Raw genomic sequence first — 19,457 nt, forward strand, 5'->3', positions numbered from 1 at the left:
TGAAAGGATTTTGGCAGTGGGGTTTTAATCGATGACGCATCTCAGTCAATCCGCATGGCTCAGGTGCGAAAGGTTAAACCCGCGGTATCGTCATCAAGGTTTCATGAATCCTAAATTACTCTGTTTAGACCGCCCTCGCTTCTTGAGCCGAAGCGCTAAAGCCATTGCCGTGGCGTTCGCGTTGTGGCTTGTGGCGGGGTGTTCTTCGATTTCGTACTACGCGCAATCCATTCAGGGGCACCTGGAGCTGATGCACGCGGCCCGTCCGATCAATGACTGGTTGAATGACGCCGCCACGCCGCCTGATCTGCGCCACCGGCTGGAGCTGGCGAGCCGAATCCGCGCGTATGCTTCCAGTGAACTGGCATTGCCAGAGAATGCCAGCTACCACCGCTATGCCGATCTGAAGCGCAGCGCGGCAGTCTGGAGCGTGGCGGCTGCGCCGCCTGACTCACTGACGCTAAAGACTTGGTGCTTCCCGTTTGTCGGCTGTGTGGGTTACCGGGGCTATTACGACGATGGGGAGGCGCGCGAGCTCGGCGGACAACTGAGCAAGCAAGATGGGCTGGAGGTGTTTGTGTATGGCGTTCCGGCCTATTCAACCCTGGGCTGGCTCAACTGGGCAGGGGGCGATCCGCTACTGTCGACGTTCATTCGCTACCCGGAGGGCGAGCTTGCGCGCTTGATTTTTCATGAGCTGGCGCACCAGGTCGTCTACGTAGATGACGATACGATGTTCAACGAGTCGTACGCCACGGCGGTGGAGCGGCTGGGTGTGGCCCAATGGCTGGCTACAAAGGCGAGTGACGCGGCGCGCAGCGACTATGCGGCCTACGAGGCCCGCCGCCGCGCGTTCCGTGGGCTCACCTGGCGCACGCGCCGTGAATTGGCCGCGGTGTATGAAAGAAAGCCCGCATCAAGTGAGGATGCCGTTGCGCAGGGCGCCGCAAAGGCGCAAGTGATGCAGCGTTTTCGCGCGGACTATGCAGCCCTCAAGCAGGAGTGGGTTGCTGCAGGCGCCGCATTCGACGGCTACGACCGTTGGGTGGCGCAGGCCAACAACGCCAGTTTTGGCTTGCAGGCCGTCTATGACGAACTGGTGCCCGGCTTCGAGGCATTGTTTGAGCAGCATGGCCGCGATTGGCGGCGTTTTCATGCCGCCGTGGCCGACTTGGCAAAACTACCGAAAGAGGAGCGCCGCCGCCTGCTTGAAGCCGCTAACAGCCCTCGTTCTTAGAACAGGCTACTGGAACAGGTTCTAAGGCTCAGCCCTTGCGCAATTCTTCGATCAGATCGATGTACTGCTGCATGGCATCGTCGGACGAGGTGTCTTCAAGCTTTTTCCATGCATCCCACTTGGCGCGCGCCACGAGGTCGGTAAAGCCCGGCTTGGCGTCCTCGTTGTTTCCCTCTGTGGCTTGCTTGTACAGCGCATAGATGCGCAGCAAGGTCACATTGTCGGGGCGTTCGCTCAGGGTCTTGGAATTGGCAACGGCTTCATCGAAGCGGGTCTTGAGGTCTGACATAAATTACGTTTCTTGATCAAAAAGGGTACATATTAGTGAATATTGGAGCGTATCAGAGAGCCAATCCCGCCTGAGCCAGTTCAACCCAGAGCTGCTCCACCGCATCGCGCGCGGTCACGTTGGACGCTTGCTCATAAAGACGCACGGCTTCAGCCAGACGCGGCTCACCTTCCATCGCGACCAGTGCGTCTGCGTATTCGACCATGACCGCCGCCGAATCCGGCGCCAGCCGCAATGCCTCCCGCAGATGAATCATGGCTTCCTCGGCACGGGCGCCGTAAGTCATGGCACCGACGAGCGGCCCGACCTTGCCGATCACTGCGGCATGAAAGCCGCCCAGCGCCAGATGGGCATATGCATGATGGGGGGCAAGTTGAAGCGTTTTCTCAAGTGCTGCGCGGATCTGCGTGCCCAGGCCTTGCGCCAGCGCCCGCGCTACATGAATGCCTTGGCTATAGCGTATCAGGGCGTAGGCCAGCCAGAACCAGGCATTAGGGTTGTTTTGATCTTCCGCGGCGTGCGCACGACCACGTGCGTGGATGCGCTGAAACAGGTCCAGTCTCGCTTTCTCGCTCGGCACCAAGAGCGTGGCTCGGGTAGCGGCTGCACGATTGGCCAGAGAGAGGCCGGACAGACCCACGGCGAGGCCTGCCAGCTCAGCCTCCTCAAAGTGACCGGCATGAAACAGGGCCCATCCATGCAAGAGCGTTGGTTCTTGCGGCAGGGGCTCGCCATCCAACTCATGCAGGCGTTGCCACTGCGCGGGCAGCGTGCTGGCATCTGGCGGCGGGGTCGCGGGGTGTTTCATTTCAGAGACCTAGAGCGTCACCCGCACCATAGGCGGAAATGAGTGCCAGCAGGTGTGCCTTGGCCTCGGTGTCCAGGTGGGGCGCCAGCATGCTGAGTACATGGTAGGCACCGCGCACGGGCGCGTCCTGGGCGTTCGCGGGCTCCATCGCGCTGCGGGGGTTAAGCACGTATTCATAGCTTAGCCAGTAGGTGAGCACCACCACCATGGTGGCCGCCACGGCCTCATGGGCCCGCTCCACTTCCGAGGAGGGGGCGGGGCCTGACGCTTCGTGCACCAGAGTGTCGAGAATCGTGCGGACGGCGGTGCGCTTGCGCATCATGATGGCCGGAAAGTGCGCTTCCAGCCGCCGGTTGCGCGAAAGAAGATGATTCAGGTCGCGGTAGAAGAATCGGTATTCCCAGAGCCGCTCGAACAAAGAGTGCAAGAAAAACCATGCATCCTCTACATCGCGCACCCCCTCGGCCGCGCCGAGGAGTTCCTGGAGCGAAACCTCGAAGCGGTCGAACAGGGTGTTCACCAGCTCGTCTTTGGATGGGTAGTGGTAGTAAAGGTTGCCAGGGCTGATGTTCAGCTCAGCCGAGATCATGGTGGTGGAGACGTTGGGCTCCCCGAAGCGGTTGAACAGCTCAAGTGTGGTCAGCAAAATGCGCTCGGCGGTACGTCGTGGCGCTTTTCGGGCCATGCTGATGTCTCCTCTTCAGGTGGTCGATCGCTAATCGTTTAGGTCGCTTTTTACGATCTTGTCCCAGATCACATGGTCATTCACTTCCCGGCGTGCCGATCAGATTGTCAACATCATAGGATGAGAGAGTTACGAGCGCGAGCGCTCCCTGCAACAGGGGCGCGCTTCGGGCCTGGTTCATTGCGGTAAAGATCGCTGGACTTGCGTACCAAAGGCGCGGTCGGCCGTGAAGTCGAAGTTGTCGCCATTGGGCTGGGCAATGCGTACCCGCGCAGGCAGGTATTCCAGGGCCGGCGCTAGCCAGAGTTCCATGCGTGTGTCGGTGTCCTGCGCCGGCTCGTGCACCAGGTATACGGTTTGCAATTGCGTGCCTCGCAGACCCTCAATGTTCTGCTTTTCCGGACCGACCACGAAAGACCACGTTTGTACCGAAGGAGGGGCTGCCGTGGCCACCGGGAGGCTGATGGTGCTGCCGGGCGGATAACGGTCTGGATCCGCAGCAAATAGCGCGGCCAGTTGAATGATCAGGCTCAGGCGATCCTGTGTGCCGGGAGGCATTTTCCACTCAGCGAGTTCCGGGGTGAACTCCAGGCGCTCGCCCGCATGGTCAAACCGCATCTCCTGCCGGACCTTGGTTCGGTACGAGCTCGCGAGTGGTGCGAGCCCCTGTGGCGTCACGAGGCCGTTCGAGTAGTGGCTCTGCTCGCCGGCCTTGACGTGGTAGAAAACCCAGTTCGCCTCGTAGAAGTTGCCGTCGTGCCGCCAGACCAGGGTGGAAGGCACCACCACCGGGATGCCGGCCACAGTGCCAGTGGTCATGAAGGTGATGTTTGCTGGGTGGGGCATCAAAGTGGGCGCATCGCCCGCGCTCTTGATGCTCGGGCGCACGGACTGCGCCTCAGCGTCGGTTGGCCTGAGTGCGATAGGCGTCACACCAGGAAACGGACCGAACTGCGGCGGCGGAGGCATGGCCAGAATCGACGGCTCGCGGTCGGAGCCTGCGCCTGCCTGGCCCATGCCGCCGGAAGCCGGTGGCGTGACCTCGTTGGTAACCGGCTGGTTTTGAGGCGTTTTCTGCGCTTTGGGCGGTACAGGCTTGGGCGTTTCGGGCGTGGGCTTGTCGGGTTGAGGCGCCACCGTCGGTTCGGGTGGCTGTGCAGACTCGGCAGGCGTGGGCGGCGCGGGAGTCTGCGGCTCCTCGGCGGGAGGCTCGGAGACGACAGGCGCGATCATGCGTGTAATGAACGTGGCATTTCCCAAGCCAGGGTTGCCGATACTTCCCCATCGGGGCAGTCCGACGATCAACAAGGCATGAAACGCCATGACGACCGCCGTGCAAATCATCAGGCGACGTGACTGGGGGGCTTGAGAGAGAGGGCGAAGGATAGCTGCAGGCAAGATGCGCCAGTAAGGTCGGGGCCGGCTAAATGGCCAGGGTTTGAATTTTCGTCAGTCTGTTTTGCGGGCAGCGCGCGGCCGCTTGGCCACTCCGGCTGCCTCTGGGGCCGCTTCGCTGGACTTGATGGCGCGCTCGAGCGCGTCAAGCCGCTCCGACAGTCGCTCCAGATCGGCTGACGTGGGGATGCCCAGGCGCGTGAGTGCTCGGGATACCCGCTGCTCGAAAATACCTTCGAGTTTGTCCAGGCGCTCGGTGGCAACATTGCTCGCGCGGGCTGCCAGGGTTTCAAATTGCTGGGTGGCTTCCGTCAAACGCTCCTGTGCCAGGGTCTGCGTCTTGCGTTGAAGCGCGACGCCTTCACTGACCAAGGCCTCGAAAGCCTTGGTGCCTTCGGCCTGCGCCTTGGCAAACGCCCCCAGCCCCGCTAGCCAAATATTGTGGCGCGCGGCTTCGCTGGCGTCGGACTCGGCATCGTTTTCCGGGGTGACCCGGTCGAAGAGGCTGATTTTCTCGTGACCATCGGTGATTCTCCTGCGCGTGTATCGATCAGTCGAAAGTGTCCCTTGGAATCTCCGGCGAGCGATACGTTGTCGTTAACCTCGGATTATGGCGCCGTCGCTGTTGCGGGGTTCAATCCTGATCATGAAATAATTGGCCGCTTTTCCACATTACATCGCGAGCGGTAGCCGCTGCGCTGGGAGCTGACTCATGATTCTCGTTACCGGCGGCGCCGGTTTCATTGGCGCCAATTTCGTGCTCGACTGGCTCGCCGGCAGCGACGAACCGGTGGTCAACCTGGATAAATTGACCTACGCCGGCAACCTGGGCAACCTGGCCGCGCTGCAAGGCGATGCCCGGCATATTTTTGTGCAAGGCGACATTGGCGATGCTGCGCTGGTGGACACCCTGCTGAAGCAACATCGGCCACGCGCCATCGTCAATTTCGCCGCGGAAAGTCACGTTGATCGCTCCATTCATGGCGCGGAAGACTTCATTGCCACCAACATCGTGGGAACCTTCCGTCTGCTGGAGGCCGCCCGGGGCTACTACAGCACCCTGCCGGAGCAGGAAAAGGCGGCGTTCCGCTTCCTGCATGTGTCCACGGACGAAGTCTATGGCTCGCTGGCCCCTGAGGCGCCAGCTTTTGCTGAAGACCACGTCTATGAGCCCAACAGCCCTTACTCGGCCAGCAAGGCGGCCAGCGACCATCTGGTGCGTGCCTGGCACCACACGCATGGTCTGCCGGTGCTCACCACCAATTGTTCCAACAATTACGGCCCGTATCATTTTCCCGAGAAGCTGATCCCGCTCATGATCGTCAATGCGCTGGCTGGCAAGCCGTTGCCGGTTTACGGCGATGGGCAACAGGTGCGCGACTGGCTCTACGTGAAGGACCATTGCAGTGCCATCAGGCGCGTGCTTGAAGCCGGGCGTCTGGGCGAAACCTACAACGTTGGCGGCTGGAACGAGAAAGCCAACCTGAGCATCGTGCACACGGTGTGCGAGTTGCTGGACGAACTCGCCCCCGTGCAGACGGGCAAAGTTATCGCACTCAGATCACCCACGTCACCGATCGTCCGGGCCATGATCGGCGCTACGCCATCGATGCCCGCAAGATTGAGCGCGAGCTGGGCTGGAAGCCGGCCGAAACCTTTGAAACAGGCATCCGCAAGACCGTGCAGTGGTACTTGGCCAACCCGGAGTGGGTGAATAACGTGCAAAGCGGCGCCTACCGGGACTGGGTGGCAGCGCAGTACGGTCAAGGCGGCGAAGGGCAGGGCGCGTGAACATACTGCTCCTTGGCAAGAACGGGCAAGTAGGCTGGGAGTTGCAGCGCTCGCTCGCTCCCTCGGCCGCGTGACCGCGCTGGATCGGCACGGTGCCGACGGCCTGTGCGGCGATCTGACTGACTTGGATGGCCTGGCTGCCGCCGTGCGCGCGTTGCGCCCTGATGTGATCGTCAATGCCGCGGCTCACACTGCCGTTGACAAAGCTGAGAGTGAGCCTGCTCTTGCGGAGCGTTTGAATGCTGAAGCTCCCGCCGTTTTAGCGCGGGAGGCCGCCAGCCTGGGTGCCACGCTGGTGCACTACAGCACGGACTACGTTTTCGACGGTAGCGGTATCGAGCCCTGGAAAGAGGCTGATGCCACGGGCCCCTTGAGCGTTTACGGACGCGGCAAGCTGGCCGGTGAGCAAGCGATCCGTGCCAGTGGTTGCCGGCACCTGATTTTTCGGACAAGCTGGGTTTATGCTGCGCGCGGAGGCAATTTTGCCAAGACGATGCTGCGCCTGGGGGCTGAGCGTGAACGCCTCACCGTCATAGACGACCAATGGGGCGCACCTACGGGCGCTGATCTCATCTCCGATGTGTCTGCGCACGCCATCCGTCATCTGGGGGATCATCCGCAAGATCATGGAACCTATCACCTCGCCGCAGGTGGTTTTACAACCTGGTTTGCGTACGCGAAGCATGTGCTGGCTTTTGCGCGAACCGTGTCGCCAGAGATTCAACTGGCGGTGAAGGAGGTTGCCGCCGTGCCCACCGAAGCCTTTCCATTGCCAGCGCCAAGACCCCGTAACTCGCGTCTTGATACCGAGCGTCTGCAGCAGACATTCAAACTCGTGTTGCCGCCCTGGCAGCAGGGCGTGGAGCGAATGCTGACAGAAATCCTATAGCCCTTTAGAACAACAACATGACTCAACGCAAAGGCATCATTCTCGCGGGCGGCTCCGGCACGCGTTTGCACCCGGCCACGCTGGCTATCAGCAAGCAATTGCTGCCGGTGTACGACAAGCCCATGATTTACTACCCGCTGGCTACACTCATGCTGGCCGGCATTCGCGACATCCTGATCATCAGCACGCCGCAGGACACGCCTCGCTTTCAGCAATTGCTGGGCGACGGTAGCCAGTGGGGCATGAACCTGCAATATGCCGTGCAGCCCAGCCCGGACGGACTGGCGCAGGCCTTCATCATTGGCGAGCAATTTGTGGGCGGTTCACCGAGCGCCTTGGTGCTAGGTGACAATATTTTTTACGGCCACGATATTGAAACCCTGCTGGCACGCGCCGATGCGCAGCCTGATGGTGCCACGGTATTTGCCTACCATGTCCACGACCCTGAGCGTTACGGTGTGGTGTCGTTTGACGGGCAGGGCAAGGCCGTTTCCATCGAGGAAAAACCGGCTCAACCGAAGTCTAGCTATGCGGTCACGGGTCTTTATTTCTATGACCAGCAGGTTGTCGACATTGCCAAGTCGGTCAAACCCAGCGCCCGAGGCGAGCTGGAGATTACCGCCGTCAATGACGCCTACTTGCAGCGTGGCCAACTGAGTGTGCAGATCATGCAGCGTGGCTACGCATGGCTGGACACCGGCACTCACGAGAGCTTGCTGGAAGCCGGTCAGTTTATCGCCACGCTGGAGCACCGCCAGGGCCTGAAAATCGCCAGCCCCGAAGAAATCGCATGGCGCAAGGGCTTCATCGGCAATGAGCAGCTAGAACGCCTGGCCCAACCGCTGGCCAAGAGCGGCTATGGGCAGTATCTCCTGCAACTGCTCCGCGAGTTCACGCCCGCAGGCGGGCGCGCCTGATGACTCCACGTTCTGGCACCGATCTGCCCGATGTGCCGCTGTTCTGCGCTGCTGCGGCCGCGCAGGGGCTGGATTTGACAGCTGTTTTGCGCGAGGTGGTTGAAAGCCAGCGTTACGTGCTGGGCCCCTGCGTGCAAGCTTTCGAGAAGGCTTTTGCGGCTTACGTGGGTGTGCCTTATGCCATTGGCGTGGCCAACGGAACCGACGCACTGACCATTGCCCTACGCGGCTTGGGGCTGGGCCCAGGCCAGCGCGTGCTGACCGTCGCCAATGCCGGCTTCTATTCGAGCACCGCCATCCGTGCCATAGGCGCTGAACCCGTCTATGCCGATGTCGATGCAACCACCCTCAATTTGTCCCCGGCGGTGCTCACCGAGGCACTCGCCGGGCCACCTCTGGGAGCCGTGGTTGTCACGCACCTTTACGGCCAGTTGGCCGATATGCCCGCCATTGCGGCGCTGTGCCGTGCCGCAGGCGTACCCTTGATCGAAGACTGTGCGCAGGCACATGGCGCGCGGCGTGATGGGCGCCTTGCGGGTGCATGGGGTGATGTGGGCTGCTTCAGCTTCTATCCCACCAAGAATCTGGGCGCGTTGGGCGACGGTGGTGCGTTGGTGACGGCAGACGCCGTCCTCGCCGAACGAATGCGGGCCTTGCGCCAGTATGGATGGGGCGCCAAGTATGAAGTCGTGATGGGGGGCGGTAGCAACAGCCGGCTCGATGAACTTCAGGCTGCCGTGCTCTCTGCCAAACTGCCGCTGCTGGATGCGGCGAACGCCAGCCGCCGTGCTATTGCGGCGCGCTATGGGGCCGCCTTTGCGCACCTGCCGCTGCAGGCGCCACGGGCCGAAGCAGAAGATTACGTGGCGCACCTTTATGTCGTGCGAAGTGCCCAGCGCGACGCCTTGCGTGCTCACCTCACGGCTCAAGGCATCGCCAGCGACGTGCACTACCCCATAGCCGATCACCTGCAGCCGGTTCAGGCCTCCGCATGTGCCGGCGCGCACCTGCCCGTGACAGAATCAGCTTGCGCCCAAGTGCTCACGCTGCCCTGCTTCCCCGGCCTGACGGACGAGCAGGCTGACCGCGTGATCGCTGCTGTCTCCAGCTTTCATGAGCGTGCAATGCCGGCATGATATGCACACCACGACCGCGCGCGATCTCAGTCTGATCATCCCTGTCTACAAGAACGAGGCCTCGCTGCCCGATCTGCTGGCGGCGCTGAGCGCGCTTGACGCCAGTCTGGCTGGCAGGCTGGAAGTGGTTTTCGTGATCGACGGCAGCCCGGACCGTTGCCACGAGTTGTTACGTGAGCAGCTTCCGGCCTATTCGTTTGCCTCCACGCTGGTGTTGTTGTCTCGAAATTTTGGCGCCTTCTCGGCGGTGCGCATGGGCTTGGCTCATGCCACGGGTTCGCTGTTCGCAGTTATGGCCGCCGATCTGCAGGAACCTCCCGAACTCGTGCCGGAAATGTTCGGCGTTCTGGAGACTGGCAGCACCGATGTGGTGGTCGGCGTGAGGCAAGGGCGTGGCGACCCGCTCTTGCAGCAGTGGCAGGCCCGCCTATTCTGGTCGTGCTACAGGCGCTGGGTGGTGCCGCAGATGCCGCCTGGCGGTGTCGACATATTCGCCTGCAACCGTGCCTTCCGCGACGCACTTCTGGGGCTGGAAGAGAGCCGTAGTTCGCTCATTGCACAGATCTTCTGGCTGGGCTTTCGCCGTGCCGAGGTGCCTTACGAGCGGCAAGTTCGCCAGCATGGCACTTCCGCCTGGACTTGGCGCAAGAAAGTGGCCTATCTGGCCGACAGCGTGTTTTCTTTCACCGACCTGCCCATTCGCTGGCTGCTGCTCGCAGGCACCTTGGGGGTATTCGCGGCACTGGGGCTGGGTGCCACTGCGGTGGTGGGGCGCTTGCTGGGGCTGATCGCGGTGCCCGGATACGCCATGACCCTTGTGGCCATTCTCTTCTTCGGTGCGCTGAACTTGCTAAGCCTGGGTATCGTGGGCGCTTATGCTTGGCGCGCCTATGAAAATACCAAGCAGCGCCCCCAAGCCGTGGCGCTGAACGTGCAGCATTTCCATCCGCCGACCGAGCGCGCCGCAACCTCGCTATGACCGACAAATCCATCCATCCTTCTGCTGTCGTGCTGGCCGAGTCTGTCGGGGCAGGTGTGCAAGTGGCCGCGCTCGCCTGCGTCGCGGCGGGTGCCATTCTGGGCGATGGAGCGCGCGTGGGCGAGGGGGCTGTGGTGGCCCCCGGTGTTCGCATTGGTGCGCAGGCCCGTGTCGAACCAGGCGCGGTGGTCACGCGCGACGTACCGCCCAACGCTGTGGTGCAAGGGCACCCGGCAGTGATTGTGGGCTATGTTGACGCACCGGCTCCGTTGCCGGAAACCCTGGCGGGCGCAGCACTACAGAACGCACCCGGTGTCAGTGCCAGCGTGGTGCGCGGCGTGCAGTTGCATCGCTTGCCCGAGGTGCAGGACATGCGGGGCTTTCTGTGCGCGGCGGAGTTTGACCGCAACCTGCCATTCGTGCCCCGCCGTTGCTTCTGGGTGTACGCTGTGCCCAATCAGCAGATTCGCGGCGAGCATGCCCACTTGAAATGTGCTCAGTACCTGGTGGCCGTGACGGGGCGCCTGCGTGTCGTCGCCGACGACGGCGAGCGGCGCGAAGAATTCTGGCTGGATCGACCCAACCTGGGTCTGTACTTGCCACCCATGACCTGGGGTATTCAGTACGGGTACTCTGAAGACGCCGTACTGATGGTGCTCGCTTCTGATCCGTACGACCCGCAGGATTACATTCGCGATTACGCGGAGTTTCAGCGGGTGGTGCGCGCGGGAGCGGGAGCAGCGTGAACCTGCGATCCACCTTTGCGCGTTACTTGCTCGCTGGCGCGACCAACACGGTGGCCAGCTACTTGTTGTACCTGGCACTGCTGCAAGTCTCGGGGTATCGCGTGGCCTATGTGGCGTCTTTCGTGGCGGGCATCGCACTTTCGTACGTTCTCATGCGCTTCGCAGTATTTCAGTCACCTGGTCGACGGTTTTCATCCTTGTGGGTCGCTGCCAGCCATCTCATGCAATTGGCCCTGGGGTTGGCGGTCGTCGAGCTCTGGGTAATGTGGCTGCAGGGCCCGACCGAGCTGGCAGCACTCGCGGCGGTGGCAGTGTGCGTACCCCTGATGTTCCTGGTGCAGCGCTGGATTTTCATGTCCTCCGGCCGTGGTGGCCGATCCCGAGAGGATGAAGGGTCTGGGAGATCCCAATCGAGCGGGAGCGGCCGGTGAGAAGCGCACTCATACGTCTGTGTTGGTTCATCCCGTTGCTGATGCTGGTTGCCAACGCGCTGTCGTGGCTGCGCTACGGCACGGATTTTCCTTTTTTGACGATTGGCGGGCCTACGCCAGCGGAGACATTCAGTCGCTGGATCCCAAGCGACTGTTCCAGGTGGTCAACAACACCATGTCGCCTGTCGGGTTTGCGCTCGATGCGCTGGCACAGCGCTGGCTCGACGGCAACACGGTCGCCTATCAGCTGCTTTCCATGCTGACGGTGCTGGGGGGCTCCTCTGGCTGCAGTGGAAATTGTTGGCCTGGGCAGTGCCCAATCCGTTGGTGCGCGCGGTGTCGTTCGCGTTCACGGTGTTCATGCTTCAGTCGGCCACGTACTGGGGGAGCAGAATCTGGCGTATCAGCAGGCGCTGCCGCTTTTGTTCTTGCTTGGCGCCCTTTATGTCATTCTGGTCAGAGAGTTGCGGCCTTGGGCTCTTGGCATTTTGGTGGCTTGGCTCGGTTTGCTGGCAGGGTTCTCCTACATTTCCGGTGCCGTGTCTGCACTGGTCATGGGTGGCATTCTTTTATTCATAAGCGCCTTTGTAGATTCCGCAGGTTCACAAGCTTCTCAAGCTGCGATGCTGAAGGCACGGGTGCGTCTTGGCGGTCTCGTGTTGCTGCTGGTAGGCGCGGCGATCACGGCATTCCAGTTCTACGCCACCCGCATCGTCGGCGGCGCAGATCGTTCCGAGGCTTTTCCGGTTCGCTGGCCGACGCACCCGGACTTCTGGGCTTACCTGCTGGGTAAGGTGGGCAGAAGCTTTGGAAGTGCATTCCAGAGTGTCAACCACGAGATGGCGTTCGCGTTCGCGGTGGCTTTGGCGCTGGCCGCGGTCCTGATCGCGTTTCTGACGCGCCTCGTCAATCGATGCGCCGAGAGCACGGCCTCTAACGGCTTGTACCGTATCTCCTGCATCTACCTGCCGTTGGCAGGGGCGGTCTTGGTGTACCTTAGCCTGGTGGCGTTCGGGCGGTCTGGCTTTCGAGACGCTTCGATCCAGTCCTTGGCCTACGTCTTTCAGTTTGCCTATCAGCGTTTCCATTTTTTCTGGATCACGCTCCTATTCCCCTGGGCCGTGGCAGCATGGCTGAGCATGCTCCCCGCAAAAGGGACAGCTCAGACTGGCAACCCGCCTTGGAACCCTCCGCTATGGATAGCGCTGGCGGTACTGGTGATTGGTTGGGGACTTGCTGGCACGCGCGGTGTGTTCGATGTGAGTACTTACTACGAGCAAGGCAGGCAAACCCGCGCCAACACCATTCGCTGCCTGAGTCAGCAGTTGGGCAATGGCGAACCCATCATGTGCCCAGAGTTTTCCTTGCCCGGCTGGACAGACTGGACGCCCGCTTTTCTGCACGCCCGTGAAATTGGCGCGTCATTTACCAAGTATTTTCCGCTGGTGGAGCATGAACCTCCACGCCACTGGATGTTTGACGGCGTGCCTGATGCGAGGCCAGGGGTGAGTTGGCACGATGCCGATGAGGCTGGTGACGGTTGGCGTCAAGGCCGCACCGATCCGCAGCTACTCATAGAGGGTGGCGGTGAAGCCCGGGCTTACGCCAGTTGCCTCATGCTGGATGTGCGTCTGCGGCTTCGCAGCGACAAGGCCAGCATCGCCCAGGTGTTCTATCGTCCAAGCGGAGTGCAAGCGTTCTCGGAGGCGCATTCGCGTGTACGTCCGGTCGCTGCCGGTGTCGACACACCCCAGGAATTGCACTTTGCCATTGAAAACTTGCGGGGCTTCGAACCCGTGCTGCGGATCGATCCGGTGCAGGGCGACGCGCGTTTCATGGTCGACGATCTGCGGATCGGTTGCGGGCTGCGTGCGCCATGACTAATCTTGTGAAGTCAGCCTGGATCGAAGGCCACCGACTGAGGCTGCGCAATGCCACAGAGGCCGATGCAGCGTTCATTTTCGGCCTGCGCCATGACCCTGAGCGCAACCGCCATATGTCCGCCACTTCGCCGTTGCTGGAAGATCAACGTAACTGGCTGGCGCGCTACGCAGCCGATGGCAGTCAAGCATATTTCATTATCGAATCTGCAGCGGGACACGTGCCCCTGGGCACTGTGCGCCTCTATGATGCAAGGGATAATTCGTTTTGCTGGGGCTCCTGGATGCTGGTGCCGGGCGCACCAGCTTTCGCGGCCATTGAATCGGCGCTGGTGGTCTATTGCTATGCGCTCGAACTGGGTTTCACAGCGGCCCATTTCGAGGTGCAGGAAGGCAATGTGGCCGTGTCGCGCTTCCACGAGAATTTTGGTGCGGTCCGCATTGGACAGGTGAACGGCCAAATTCAATACACCCTTGGCCATGAGCGCATGCTTGAATCTCTGGGCCGCTACCGCAGGTTCTTGCCCGACGGCATCCGGCGCGGCCCCCTTATCTAATTGACTGATTTCACAAAAATGCAGGCTATACCTACCGCTATTGAAGGCGTTTTCATACTTGAGCCCATGGTTTTTGGCGATTCACGCGGCTTTTTCATGGAAAGCTTCAATCGTCGAGCTTTTGCCACTGCCACAGGCGTGGACGTCGATTTTGTGCAGGACAATCACAGCCGAAGCCGCAAGGGTGTGCTGCGCGGTCTGCACTATCAGATCGAGCAGCCGCAAGGCAAGCTGGTGCGTGTGACGCAAGGCGTGGTGTTTGATGTGGCGGTGGACATCCGCAAAGGTTCGCCCACGTTCGGCCGTTGGGTTGGAGTGGAGCTGAGCGGGGACAACCATCGTCAGTTCTGGGTGCCTGCCGGCTTGGCGCACGGGTTTGTGGTGCTCAGCGATACGGCCGATTTTCTCTATAAGACCACCGACTACTACGCTCCTCAGCACGAGCGCTGCGTTGCCTGGAACGATCCCGCCATCGGCATCGACTGGCCCTTGGCTGCCCACGGCATTGCCGAGCCACTTCTGTCCGACAAGGACCGCGCCGGCCTGCCTTTGAGCCAAGCCGGCGTTTGAGCCTGGAAGTCGTTTCAAGCTTGAACCACCTAGTGAATATCACTGTCTCTATCGTCAGCCACGGTCATGGTGCCGAGGCGCTGGCGCTGCTGGATGAGCTGAGTGCGTTGACGGGTCAGGGCGTTCGCCGCCTTCTGCTCACGCTCAACCAGCTTGAACCTGAGTTGGCGTCGGCCGTGCGCCAGCGCTCGTACTCTTACGAGCTGATCCTGATTGAAAACACCTCCCCATTAGGCTTCGGCGCCAATCACAACCGTGCCTTTGCCCGTGATGCTGACCTGGGCGCCAGCGAAGCGTTCGCGGTATTCAACCCCGATCTGCATCTGCGCGGCAACCCTCTGAAGGGGATGGCCCGAGCTTTGGTCGACATGCCTTTGGCAGGTGCGGTCTACCCGCGGCAGGTTGATACAGCAGGCGCGCCTAGCGACAGTGAGCGCCTCGTTCCTACGCCACGCCGCCTGTTGGCGCGCTACCTCGGAGGCCGCAGGCATGAAGTGGTAGATGGCGACCGACCGGAGTGGGTCAATGCGGCTTGTATGCTTCTTCGGCGCGAGGCCTATGAGCAGATAGGTGGCTTCGACGAGAGCTACCACATGTACTGTGAAGATGTCGACCTTTGCCTGCGTCTGCAACTGGCAGGCTGGAGTCTGGTGCGCGCCGATGATGCCATTGTTGAGCACGCAGCTCAGCGAGCGAGCCACCGGAACCCAAGGCATTTGGCATGGCACGTTGCCAGCCTGTGCAAACTCTGGGGCTCTGCGGCATACCGCGAATGGACAAAGTCTGCGGAAAAGCAGAGCTATCGAATCTAGTGTCCTGAATTGCAGATTCGTCGAAAAAATCTATCGACAATCGGCGTCATATCGCGTCACAAAGCCTCGCGATACCACTCGGTGCCATTGCGTTTTGTTCCTAGCCTGACACCGATTTCGGCAAATTTTTTCTTCAACGAGCTTATACCTCAGGACACTAGCACCCCTAAGTTGAACACGCCCTGGTTTTGAGCGCTAAGTGACGTGAGACCTCCAGCCACGGTGGCAGGTGGCTAAGCGGGAGCTCTATTCTTCGAATCGGACGCCAGTGCCCTCCGCATCCATGAAGCCCCAGGTTGTGAAGCCAATTCCGCTCTTGTAGGTTACGTTGACCACTGCATCGGCCCCGATCGCAACAGCCTTTTCCTGCAGTGCTTCGTTGGCTTGTTCTTTGGTCGGGTCTTTGTGGAATACGGTCAGCTTCTTGACGCTGACTTCAATCAGCCCAATTTCCTTGTATTTCTTACCCGGTAATGAGTCTTCGGAAATGATGACTCTGTTGCGCGCCGCCTTTTTTTGCGCAGCGTTTTCGGCTGCCCTGATGGGGGCGCTGGTGCTGGTGCTGGTGCCGACAGGCTCTTCCGATGGAATATTGGAGTCGACGCGGTAGGAAGCGCAGCCGGTCATCATGCTGCCGGCAATCAAGGTGCAAAGAAGTGGGAGTTTGAGCTTTTTCATTTGTTTTTAATGAATTTGGTTTATGAATTCAATAAAATGAATTCATAGGTATTCATTTTAAGACAAGCGAAATCGACCCCTTCCACTTCCGGGCGATCGCAAGCTTCTTCAGGATGGCCCGTTTTCAAGCGGCGCGTCTTCGTACTCGCTGCGATTGAACACCGCCCAGAACGCCATGAACATGGCCGCGATGGTTGGCCCGATCACGAAACCGTTGATCCCAAAAAGTGACATGCCGCCAATCGTGCTCACTAGCACCAGGTAGTCCGGCATTTTGGTGTCCTTGCCCACCAGCAGGGGGCGCAGTACGTTGTCCGACAAGCCGATCGCGACCACACCCCAGATGGTGAGCCCAACGCCCTGCCAGAGCGAACCGGTCGAAATCAGGTAAATGGCAACGGGCGCCCACACCAGTGCAGCCCCCACGGCGGGCAGCAGCGACAGGAAGGCCATGACCACGCCCCAAAGCACGGCGCCATGAATGCCGAGTGCCCAAAACGCCAAACCTCCCAGCGCCCCCTGCACCACCGCCACCACCACGTTGCCCTTTACAGTGGCTCGCACGACGGTGGTGAACTTGTTGAACAGGTAATGGGTATGGTCGCGCGCCATGGGGACAGAGTTGCGAACCAGGGCTGACAGTTCCCTGCCGTCGCGCAGCAGAAAGAACAGCAAATACAGCATGATCACGAAGCTGACCAGGAAATCGAACGTGTTCTGGCCGATTGCCAAGGCGTTGGTGGCCAGCATTTGACCGCCTTGGGCCAAGCCGCTGTAGATGCGGTCTATGACGCCCTGCATGTTCGATAGGCCCAGCCGATCCAGCCAGTCGGTCAGCCAGTTTGGCAGCGCCTCCAGGACTTGCTGAAAATAGGCCCGGAAATTGAGATCGCCGGCCTTCAGTCGCTGCGTCAGGCCTGACGCCTCGGCGACCAGGGTCGAAGCCACGAGGGTCATGGGCAAGATGACGATCAGCAAGCAGAGCAGCAGTGTGGTCAGGGCGGCCAGATTTTTCCGGCCCCGGAAGGCGGTCTGGATGCGCTGATAGATCGGGTCGAACATCATGGCCAGCGTGATGGCCCAGAACACGGCACCGAAGAAAGGGGCCAGAACCCACCCAAATGCCAGCGTAACCACTGACAGTAGCAGCAAGAAAAAGGCACGTTGCAGGGCGGGAGTTTTCATGGCGCGTTCACTATAACCTGAGGTTCTGTGCCGGGACGCCGCTATTCGCCGTGAGGTCGAATGGGCGTATTGTTGTGGTTCGACACCCTATGAACCCTGTTGTTATCAACTGACAGGCACAATTGGGTTGTTGCCTGATCGGATTTTCTGAGAGTTCTCCAGCCATGCCAAGCTACCCCGCCCCACCCAAGCCGGCCCCTGAATCGCTCGTGGTTCATACCAAGTCGCGCGTTCTCGAGCTGGCCTGGTCCAGCGGAGACCGGTTTCGCATACCGTTCGAGTTGATGCGCGTGTACTCGCCCTCTGCCGAAGTGCAGGGGCACGGCCCCGGTCAGGAGGTGCTGCAAACCGGTAAGCGTCAGGTGACCATCGCTGAGTTGGCGCCAGTGGGAAATTACGCGGTCCAGCCCACGTTCTCCGACGGCCACGAATCCGGTATCTTCACCTGGGGATATCTATACTTTCTGGGGTCGCGCCAGGAGGAGCTATGGCGCGAGTACGAAGAACGTCTGGCCACGGCCGGCGTGGACCGCGACACCCCCATGGCCGAAAAGATGGGCGGTGCCTGCGGCCATCATCACTGATCGATTCTTCAGTTTCCACCTCCCCGTTCATCTCTATTCTTCTTACTGACCACCACCATGGCGACCACCCACTTCGGCTACGAAAGCGTTGATGAGCGCGAGAAGGCACGGCGCGTGCGCGGCGTGTTCGATTCCGTCGCATCGCGCTATGACCTGATGAACGATCTGATGTCGGGCGGCATGCACCGGCTGTGGAAGACGTACACCGTGGCCGTCGCCAACGTGCAAGAGGGTCAGCGCGTGCTCGATATCGCCGGCGGAACCGGCGATCTGGCCATGGCATTTGCCAAAAAGGCGGGCGCCCGAGGCCAGGTAGTGCACACTGACATCAATGAGGCCATGCTCCGGACTGGGCGAGACCGTCTTGTAGATGCCGGAGTGATCTTGCCCACTACGGTGTGCGACGCCGAAAAGCTTCCCTTCCCCGACGGTTATTTCGACGTGGTTAGCGTGGCCTTTGGCCTGCGCAACATGACCCACAAGGACGCTGCGCTAAGGGAAATGGCCCGCGTGCTCAAAGATGGCGGCAAGCTGCTGGTGCTGGAATTTTCCCGTGTCGCCAAACCGTTGCAAAAAGCCTACGACCTTTATTCATTCAAAGTGCTGCCCCGCCTGGGCAAACTGGTGGCCGGCGACGCAGAAAGCTATCGGTATTTGGCGGAATCCATTCGCATGCACCCTGATCAACGGGAACTCAAGTCGCTTATGAAGATCAATGGATTTGGGCATGTTGATTACCACAACATGACCGGGGGTGTCGTGGCGCTGCATGTTGGCATCAAATGCGGGTAGCCATCAGCTTTACTTTTTCTTTTCTTTACGTAACGATTCAGCTTGGATCACCAGGAGATATGACCACATGAACCTTTCCGCCATTGTTTCGCGCTTCTTCACCCTGCTTCTCGCAGTGGTGATGGTTGGCGTTTTTACCTTCGACGCCGAGGCGCGCCGTCTGGGCGGCGGAAAATCCACGGGTCGTCAATCCAGTAACGTAACCGAGCGCCAGGCCACACCTCCGGCTGCTGCACCAGGCCAGTCGGCCCAAGGTGCTACTGCCGCTGGCGCTGCCGGAGCAGCAGGCGCTGCCGCTCGCAAGCCATGGGGCGCCATGCTGGGCGGCCTGGCCGCCGGCCTGGGTCTTGCATGGCTGGCGAACTCGCTTGGGTTCGGCGAGGCCTTTGGAAACATGCTGCTGATCCTGCTGCTGGTTGGTGCAGCAGTGGTCGTATTCGCCATGCTGCGCCGTCGCGCTGGAGGAGCCAGGGCTGGCAACACCATGGCTTACCAGGGTGCAGGTGCCGGTGCCGCCAATCCCGTGACTCCGCCCCAATACAGTCCCGCCAAAGTGGGTAACGATGCTTCCGCTCGTCCCTGGGAAGGCCAAACAGCCAATTTCAACGCGGGCGGCTCCGGTGGCTCCATGATCGGCTCGGGTTTGTCTGGATCTCAAAACTGGGGTGTCCCGGCTGGCTTCGATATTGCCGGGTTCAGCGAGGCTGCCAAGCGTAACTTCATCAGCCTGCAGGACGCCTGGGACCGTTCAGACATACCGGCGCTGCGCGCCATGATGACCGATGACATGCTGACCGAGATCCAGAGCCAGTTGGCTGAGCGTGAGCGCACTGCCCCAGGCCAAGCCAACAAGACCGAGGTTGTCATGCTTGAAGCCCAGTTGCTCGGCATTGAGGAGCTAGATGGCGAATACATGGCTAGCGTCGAGTTCAGCGGCATGATTCGCGAAGACCTCTCCGCTGGTCCGAGCCCATTCCGTGAAGTCTGGAACATGACCAAGCCTCGCGATGGCCGCGGTGGCTGGCTGGTGGCTGGCGTGCAAGCCCTCCAGTAAAGAGCGCCGCTCGCAAAAAACCGCCCAGCTTGGGCGGTTTTT

At 60.7% G+C, this 19,457-nt stretch carries 20 protein-coding genes and 2 pseudogenes; 15 read left to right on the plus strand and 7 right to left on the minus strand.

Features of this window, described 5'->3' with window-relative positions; translation table 11 throughout:
* Positions 1–103: 103 nt before the first annotated feature.
* Complete coding sequence (locus tag AAAK34_RS05200) at positions 104–1,237, plus strand: aminopeptidase (protein ID WP_431777816.1); 1,134 nt, start codon at positions 104–106, stop codon at positions 1,235–1,237.
* Between the two features lie 28 nt (positions 1,238–1,265).
* Here the strand turns inward: AAAK34_RS05200 and AAAK34_RS05205 are convergent, their stop codons facing one another.
* The 5 genes from AAAK34_RS05205 to AAAK34_RS05225 all read right to left on the minus strand — a co-directional run bounded on the left by AAAK34_RS05205 (position 1,266) and on the right by AAAK34_RS05225 (position 5,002).
* A complete protein-coding gene (locus tag AAAK34_RS05205) occupies positions 1,266–1,526 on the minus strand; it encodes an acyl-CoA-binding protein (RefSeq protein WP_231693745.1) in 261 nt (86 codons plus the stop codon).
* Between the two features lie 52 nt (positions 1,527–1,578).
* Positions 1,579–2,334 (minus strand): hypothetical protein, encoded by a 756-nt coding sequence (locus AAAK34_RS05210; RefSeq protein WP_231693744.1) that lies wholly within the window; start codon positions 2,332–2,334, stop codon positions 1,579–1,581.
* A gap of 1 nt (position 2,335) precedes the next feature.
* Entirely contained in the window at positions 2,336–3,019 is a 684-nt protein-coding gene (locus AAAK34_RS05215; protein ID WP_231693743.1) for a TetR/AcrR family transcriptional regulator, read from the minus strand.
* A gap of 177 nt (positions 3,020–3,196) precedes the next feature.
* Positions 3,197–4,363, minus strand: a complete 1,167-nt coding sequence (locus tag AAAK34_RS05220; RefSeq protein WP_431777817.1) for a DUF3108 domain-containing protein — start codon at positions 4,361–4,363, stop codon at positions 3,197–3,199.
* A 105-nt stretch (positions 4,364–4,468) separates the two neighbouring features.
* Positions 4,469–5,002, minus strand: a complete 534-nt coding sequence (locus tag AAAK34_RS05225; RefSeq protein WP_431777999.1) for a phasin family protein — start codon at positions 5,000–5,002, stop codon at positions 4,469–4,471.
* Positions 5,003–5,126: 124 nt separating this feature from the next.
* Between AAAK34_RS05225 and rfbB the strand changes: the two are divergent.
* From rfbB to AAAK34_RS05280, 11 genes and pseudogenes are all read left to right on the plus strand, one after another.
* Positions 5,127–6,205 (plus strand): annotated as a pseudogene (rfbB, locus tag AAAK34_RS05230) (dTDP-glucose 4,6-dehydratase).
* A pseudogene (rfbD, locus tag AAAK34_RS05235) lies at positions 6,202–7,094 on the plus strand (dTDP-4-dehydrorhamnose reductase). The pseudogenes rfbB and rfbD overlap by 4 nt, the downstream one beginning before the upstream one ends.
* Before the next feature lie 17 nt (positions 7,095–7,111).
* Entirely contained in the window at positions 7,112–8,011 is a 900-nt protein-coding gene (gene rfbA / locus AAAK34_RS05240; RefSeq protein WP_231693739.1) for a glucose-1-phosphate thymidylyltransferase RfbA, read from the plus strand.
* Positions 8,011–9,147, plus strand: a complete 1,137-nt coding sequence (locus AAAK34_RS05245; RefSeq protein WP_231693738.1) for a DegT/DnrJ/EryC1/StrS family aminotransferase — start codon at positions 8,011–8,013, stop codon at positions 9,145–9,147. Before rfbA ends, AAAK34_RS05245 begins: the two co-directional genes overlap by 1 nt.
* A 1-nt stretch (position 9,148) precedes the next feature.
* Positions 9,149–10,126, plus strand: a complete 978-nt coding sequence (locus AAAK34_RS05250; RefSeq protein ID WP_231693737.1) for a glycosyltransferase family 2 protein — start codon at positions 9,149–9,151, stop codon at positions 10,124–10,126.
* Entirely contained in the window at positions 10,123–10,872 is a 750-nt protein-coding gene (locus AAAK34_RS05255) for a WxcM-like domain-containing protein (RefSeq protein WP_231693736.1), read from the plus strand. The genes AAAK34_RS05250 and AAAK34_RS05255 overlap by 4 nt, the downstream gene beginning before the upstream one ends.
* A complete protein-coding gene (locus AAAK34_RS05260; protein ID WP_231693735.1) occupies positions 10,869–11,303 on the plus strand; it encodes a GtrA family protein in 435 nt (144 codons plus the stop codon). Before AAAK34_RS05255 ends, AAAK34_RS05260 begins: the two co-directional genes overlap by 4 nt.
* Positions 11,304–11,593: 290 nt before the next feature.
* A complete protein-coding gene (locus AAAK34_RS05265; RefSeq protein WP_431777818.1) occupies positions 11,594–13,183 on the plus strand; it encodes a hypothetical protein in 1,590 nt (529 codons plus the stop codon).
* Positions 13,180–13,740, plus strand: a complete 561-nt coding sequence (locus AAAK34_RS05270; RefSeq protein WP_231693733.1) for a GNAT family N-acetyltransferase — start codon at positions 13,180–13,182, stop codon at positions 13,738–13,740. Before AAAK34_RS05265 ends, AAAK34_RS05270 begins: the two co-directional genes overlap by 4 nt.
* 18 nt (positions 13,741–13,758) lie before the next feature.
* Positions 13,759–14,310, plus strand: a complete 552-nt coding sequence (gene rfbC, locus AAAK34_RS05275; RefSeq protein ID WP_231693732.1) for a dTDP-4-dehydrorhamnose 3,5-epimerase — start codon at positions 13,759–13,761, stop codon at positions 14,308–14,310.
* A 32-nt stretch (positions 14,311–14,342) separates the two neighbouring features.
* Positions 14,343–15,122 carry a glycosyltransferase family 2 protein gene (locus AAAK34_RS05280; RefSeq protein WP_231693731.1) on the plus strand — a complete coding sequence of 260 codons (780 nt, stop codon included), beginning with the start codon at positions 14,343–14,345 and terminating at the stop codon, positions 15,120–15,122.
* 246 nt (positions 15,123–15,368) lie between these two features.
* On the opposite strand, the gene AAAK34_RS05285 is transcribed toward AAAK34_RS05280, so the two are convergent.
* On the minus strand, positions 15,369–15,800 hold the full coding sequence (locus AAAK34_RS05285; RefSeq protein ID WP_231693730.1) for a hypothetical protein: 432 nt from the start codon (positions 15,798–15,800) through the stop codon (positions 15,369–15,371).
* Positions 15,801–15,908: 108 nt separating this feature from the next.
* On the minus strand, positions 15,909–16,985 hold the full coding sequence (locus AAAK34_RS05290) for an AI-2E family transporter (protein WP_231693729.1): 1,077 nt from the start codon (positions 16,983–16,985) through the stop codon (positions 15,909–15,911).
* A 164-nt stretch (positions 16,986–17,149) separates the two neighbouring features.
* Between AAAK34_RS05290 and AAAK34_RS05295 the strand changes: the two genes are divergently transcribed.
* The 3 genes from AAAK34_RS05295 to AAAK34_RS05305 all read left to right on the plus strand — a co-directional run bounded on the left by AAAK34_RS05295 (position 17,150) and on the right by AAAK34_RS05305 (position 19,415).
* Positions 17,150–17,569 (plus strand): gamma-butyrobetaine hydroxylase-like domain-containing protein, encoded by a 420-nt coding sequence (locus tag AAAK34_RS05295; RefSeq protein WP_231693728.1) that lies wholly within the window; start codon positions 17,150–17,152, stop codon positions 17,567–17,569.
* A gap of 57 nt (positions 17,570–17,626) precedes the next feature.
* Positions 17,627–18,361: a bifunctional demethylmenaquinone methyltransferase/2-methoxy-6-polyprenyl-1,4-benzoquinol methylase UbiE gene (gene ubiE / locus AAAK34_RS05300; RefSeq protein ID WP_231693727.1), complete on the plus strand. Its 735-nt coding sequence runs from the start codon at positions 17,627–17,629 to the stop codon at positions 18,359–18,361.
* Positions 18,362–18,428: 67 nt separating this feature from the next.
* Positions 18,429–19,415, plus strand: coding sequence for a Tim44 domain-containing protein (locus tag AAAK34_RS05305; RefSeq protein ID WP_231693726.1), 987 nt, complete (start codon positions 18,429–18,431; stop codon positions 19,413–19,415).
* The last annotated feature ends 42 nt before the right edge of the window (positions 19,416–19,457 follow it).

It is taken from the genome of Ottowia caeni (assembly GCF_050821495.1).
Classification (GTDB): Bacteria; Pseudomonadota; Gammaproteobacteria; order Burkholderiales; family Burkholderiaceae_C; genus Ottowia; species Ottowia caeni.

Bases quoted from the DNA above. Each gene is read 5' to 3' on its own strand.
- AAAK34_RS05200 (WP_431777816.1), top strand. From the start codon at position 104: ATGAATCCTAAATTACTCTGTTTAGACCGCCCTCGCTTCTTGAGCCGA.
- AAAK34_RS05205 (WP_231693745.1), bottom strand. From the start codon at position 1,526: ATGTCAGACCTCAAGACCCGCTTCGATGAAGCCGTTGCCAATTCCAAG.
- AAAK34_RS05210 (WP_231693744.1), bottom strand. From the start codon at position 2,334: ATGAAACACCCCGCGACCCCGCCGCCAGATGCCAGCACGCTGCCCGCG.
- AAAK34_RS05215 (WP_231693743.1), bottom strand. From the start codon at position 3,019: ATGGCCCGAAAAGCGCCACGACGTACCGCCGAGCGCATTTTGCTGACC.
- AAAK34_RS05220 (WP_431777817.1), bottom strand. From the start codon at position 4,363: ATGATTTGCACGGCGGTCGTCATGGCGTTTCATGCCTTGTTGATCGTC.
- rfbA (WP_231693739.1), top strand. From the start codon at position 7,112: ATGACTCAACGCAAAGGCATCATTCTCGCGGGCGGCTCCGGCACGCGT.
- AAAK34_RS05245 (WP_231693738.1), top strand. From the start codon at position 8,011: ATGACTCCACGTTCTGGCACCGATCTGCCCGATGTGCCGCTGTTCTGC.
- AAAK34_RS05250 (WP_231693737.1), top strand. From the start codon at position 9,149: ATGCACACCACGACCGCGCGCGATCTCAGTCTGATCATCCCTGTCTAC.
- AAAK34_RS05255 (WP_231693736.1), top strand. From the start codon at position 10,123: ATGACCGACAAATCCATCCATCCTTCTGCTGTCGTGCTGGCCGAGTCT.
- AAAK34_RS05270 (WP_231693733.1), top strand. From the start codon at position 13,180: ATGACTAATCTTGTGAAGTCAGCCTGGATCGAAGGCCACCGACTGAGG.
- rfbC (WP_231693732.1), top strand. From the start codon at position 13,759: ATGCAGGCTATACCTACCGCTATTGAAGGCGTTTTCATACTTGAGCCC.
- AAAK34_RS05285 (WP_231693730.1), bottom strand. From the start codon at position 15,800: ATGAAAAAGCTCAAACTCCCACTTCTTTGCACCTTGATTGCCGGCAGC.
- AAAK34_RS05290 (WP_231693729.1), bottom strand. From the start codon at position 16,985: ATGAAAACTCCCGCCCTGCAACGTGCCTTTTTCTTGCTGCTACTGTCA.
- AAAK34_RS05295 (WP_231693728.1), top strand. From the start codon at position 17,150: ATGCCAAGCTACCCCGCCCCACCCAAGCCGGCCCCTGAATCGCTCGTG.
- ubiE (WP_231693727.1), top strand. From the start codon at position 17,627: ATGGCGACCACCCACTTCGGCTACGAAAGCGTTGATGAGCGCGAGAAG.
- AAAK34_RS05305 (WP_231693726.1), top strand. From the start codon at position 18,429: ATGAACCTTTCCGCCATTGTTTCGCGCTTCTTCACCCTGCTTCTCGCA.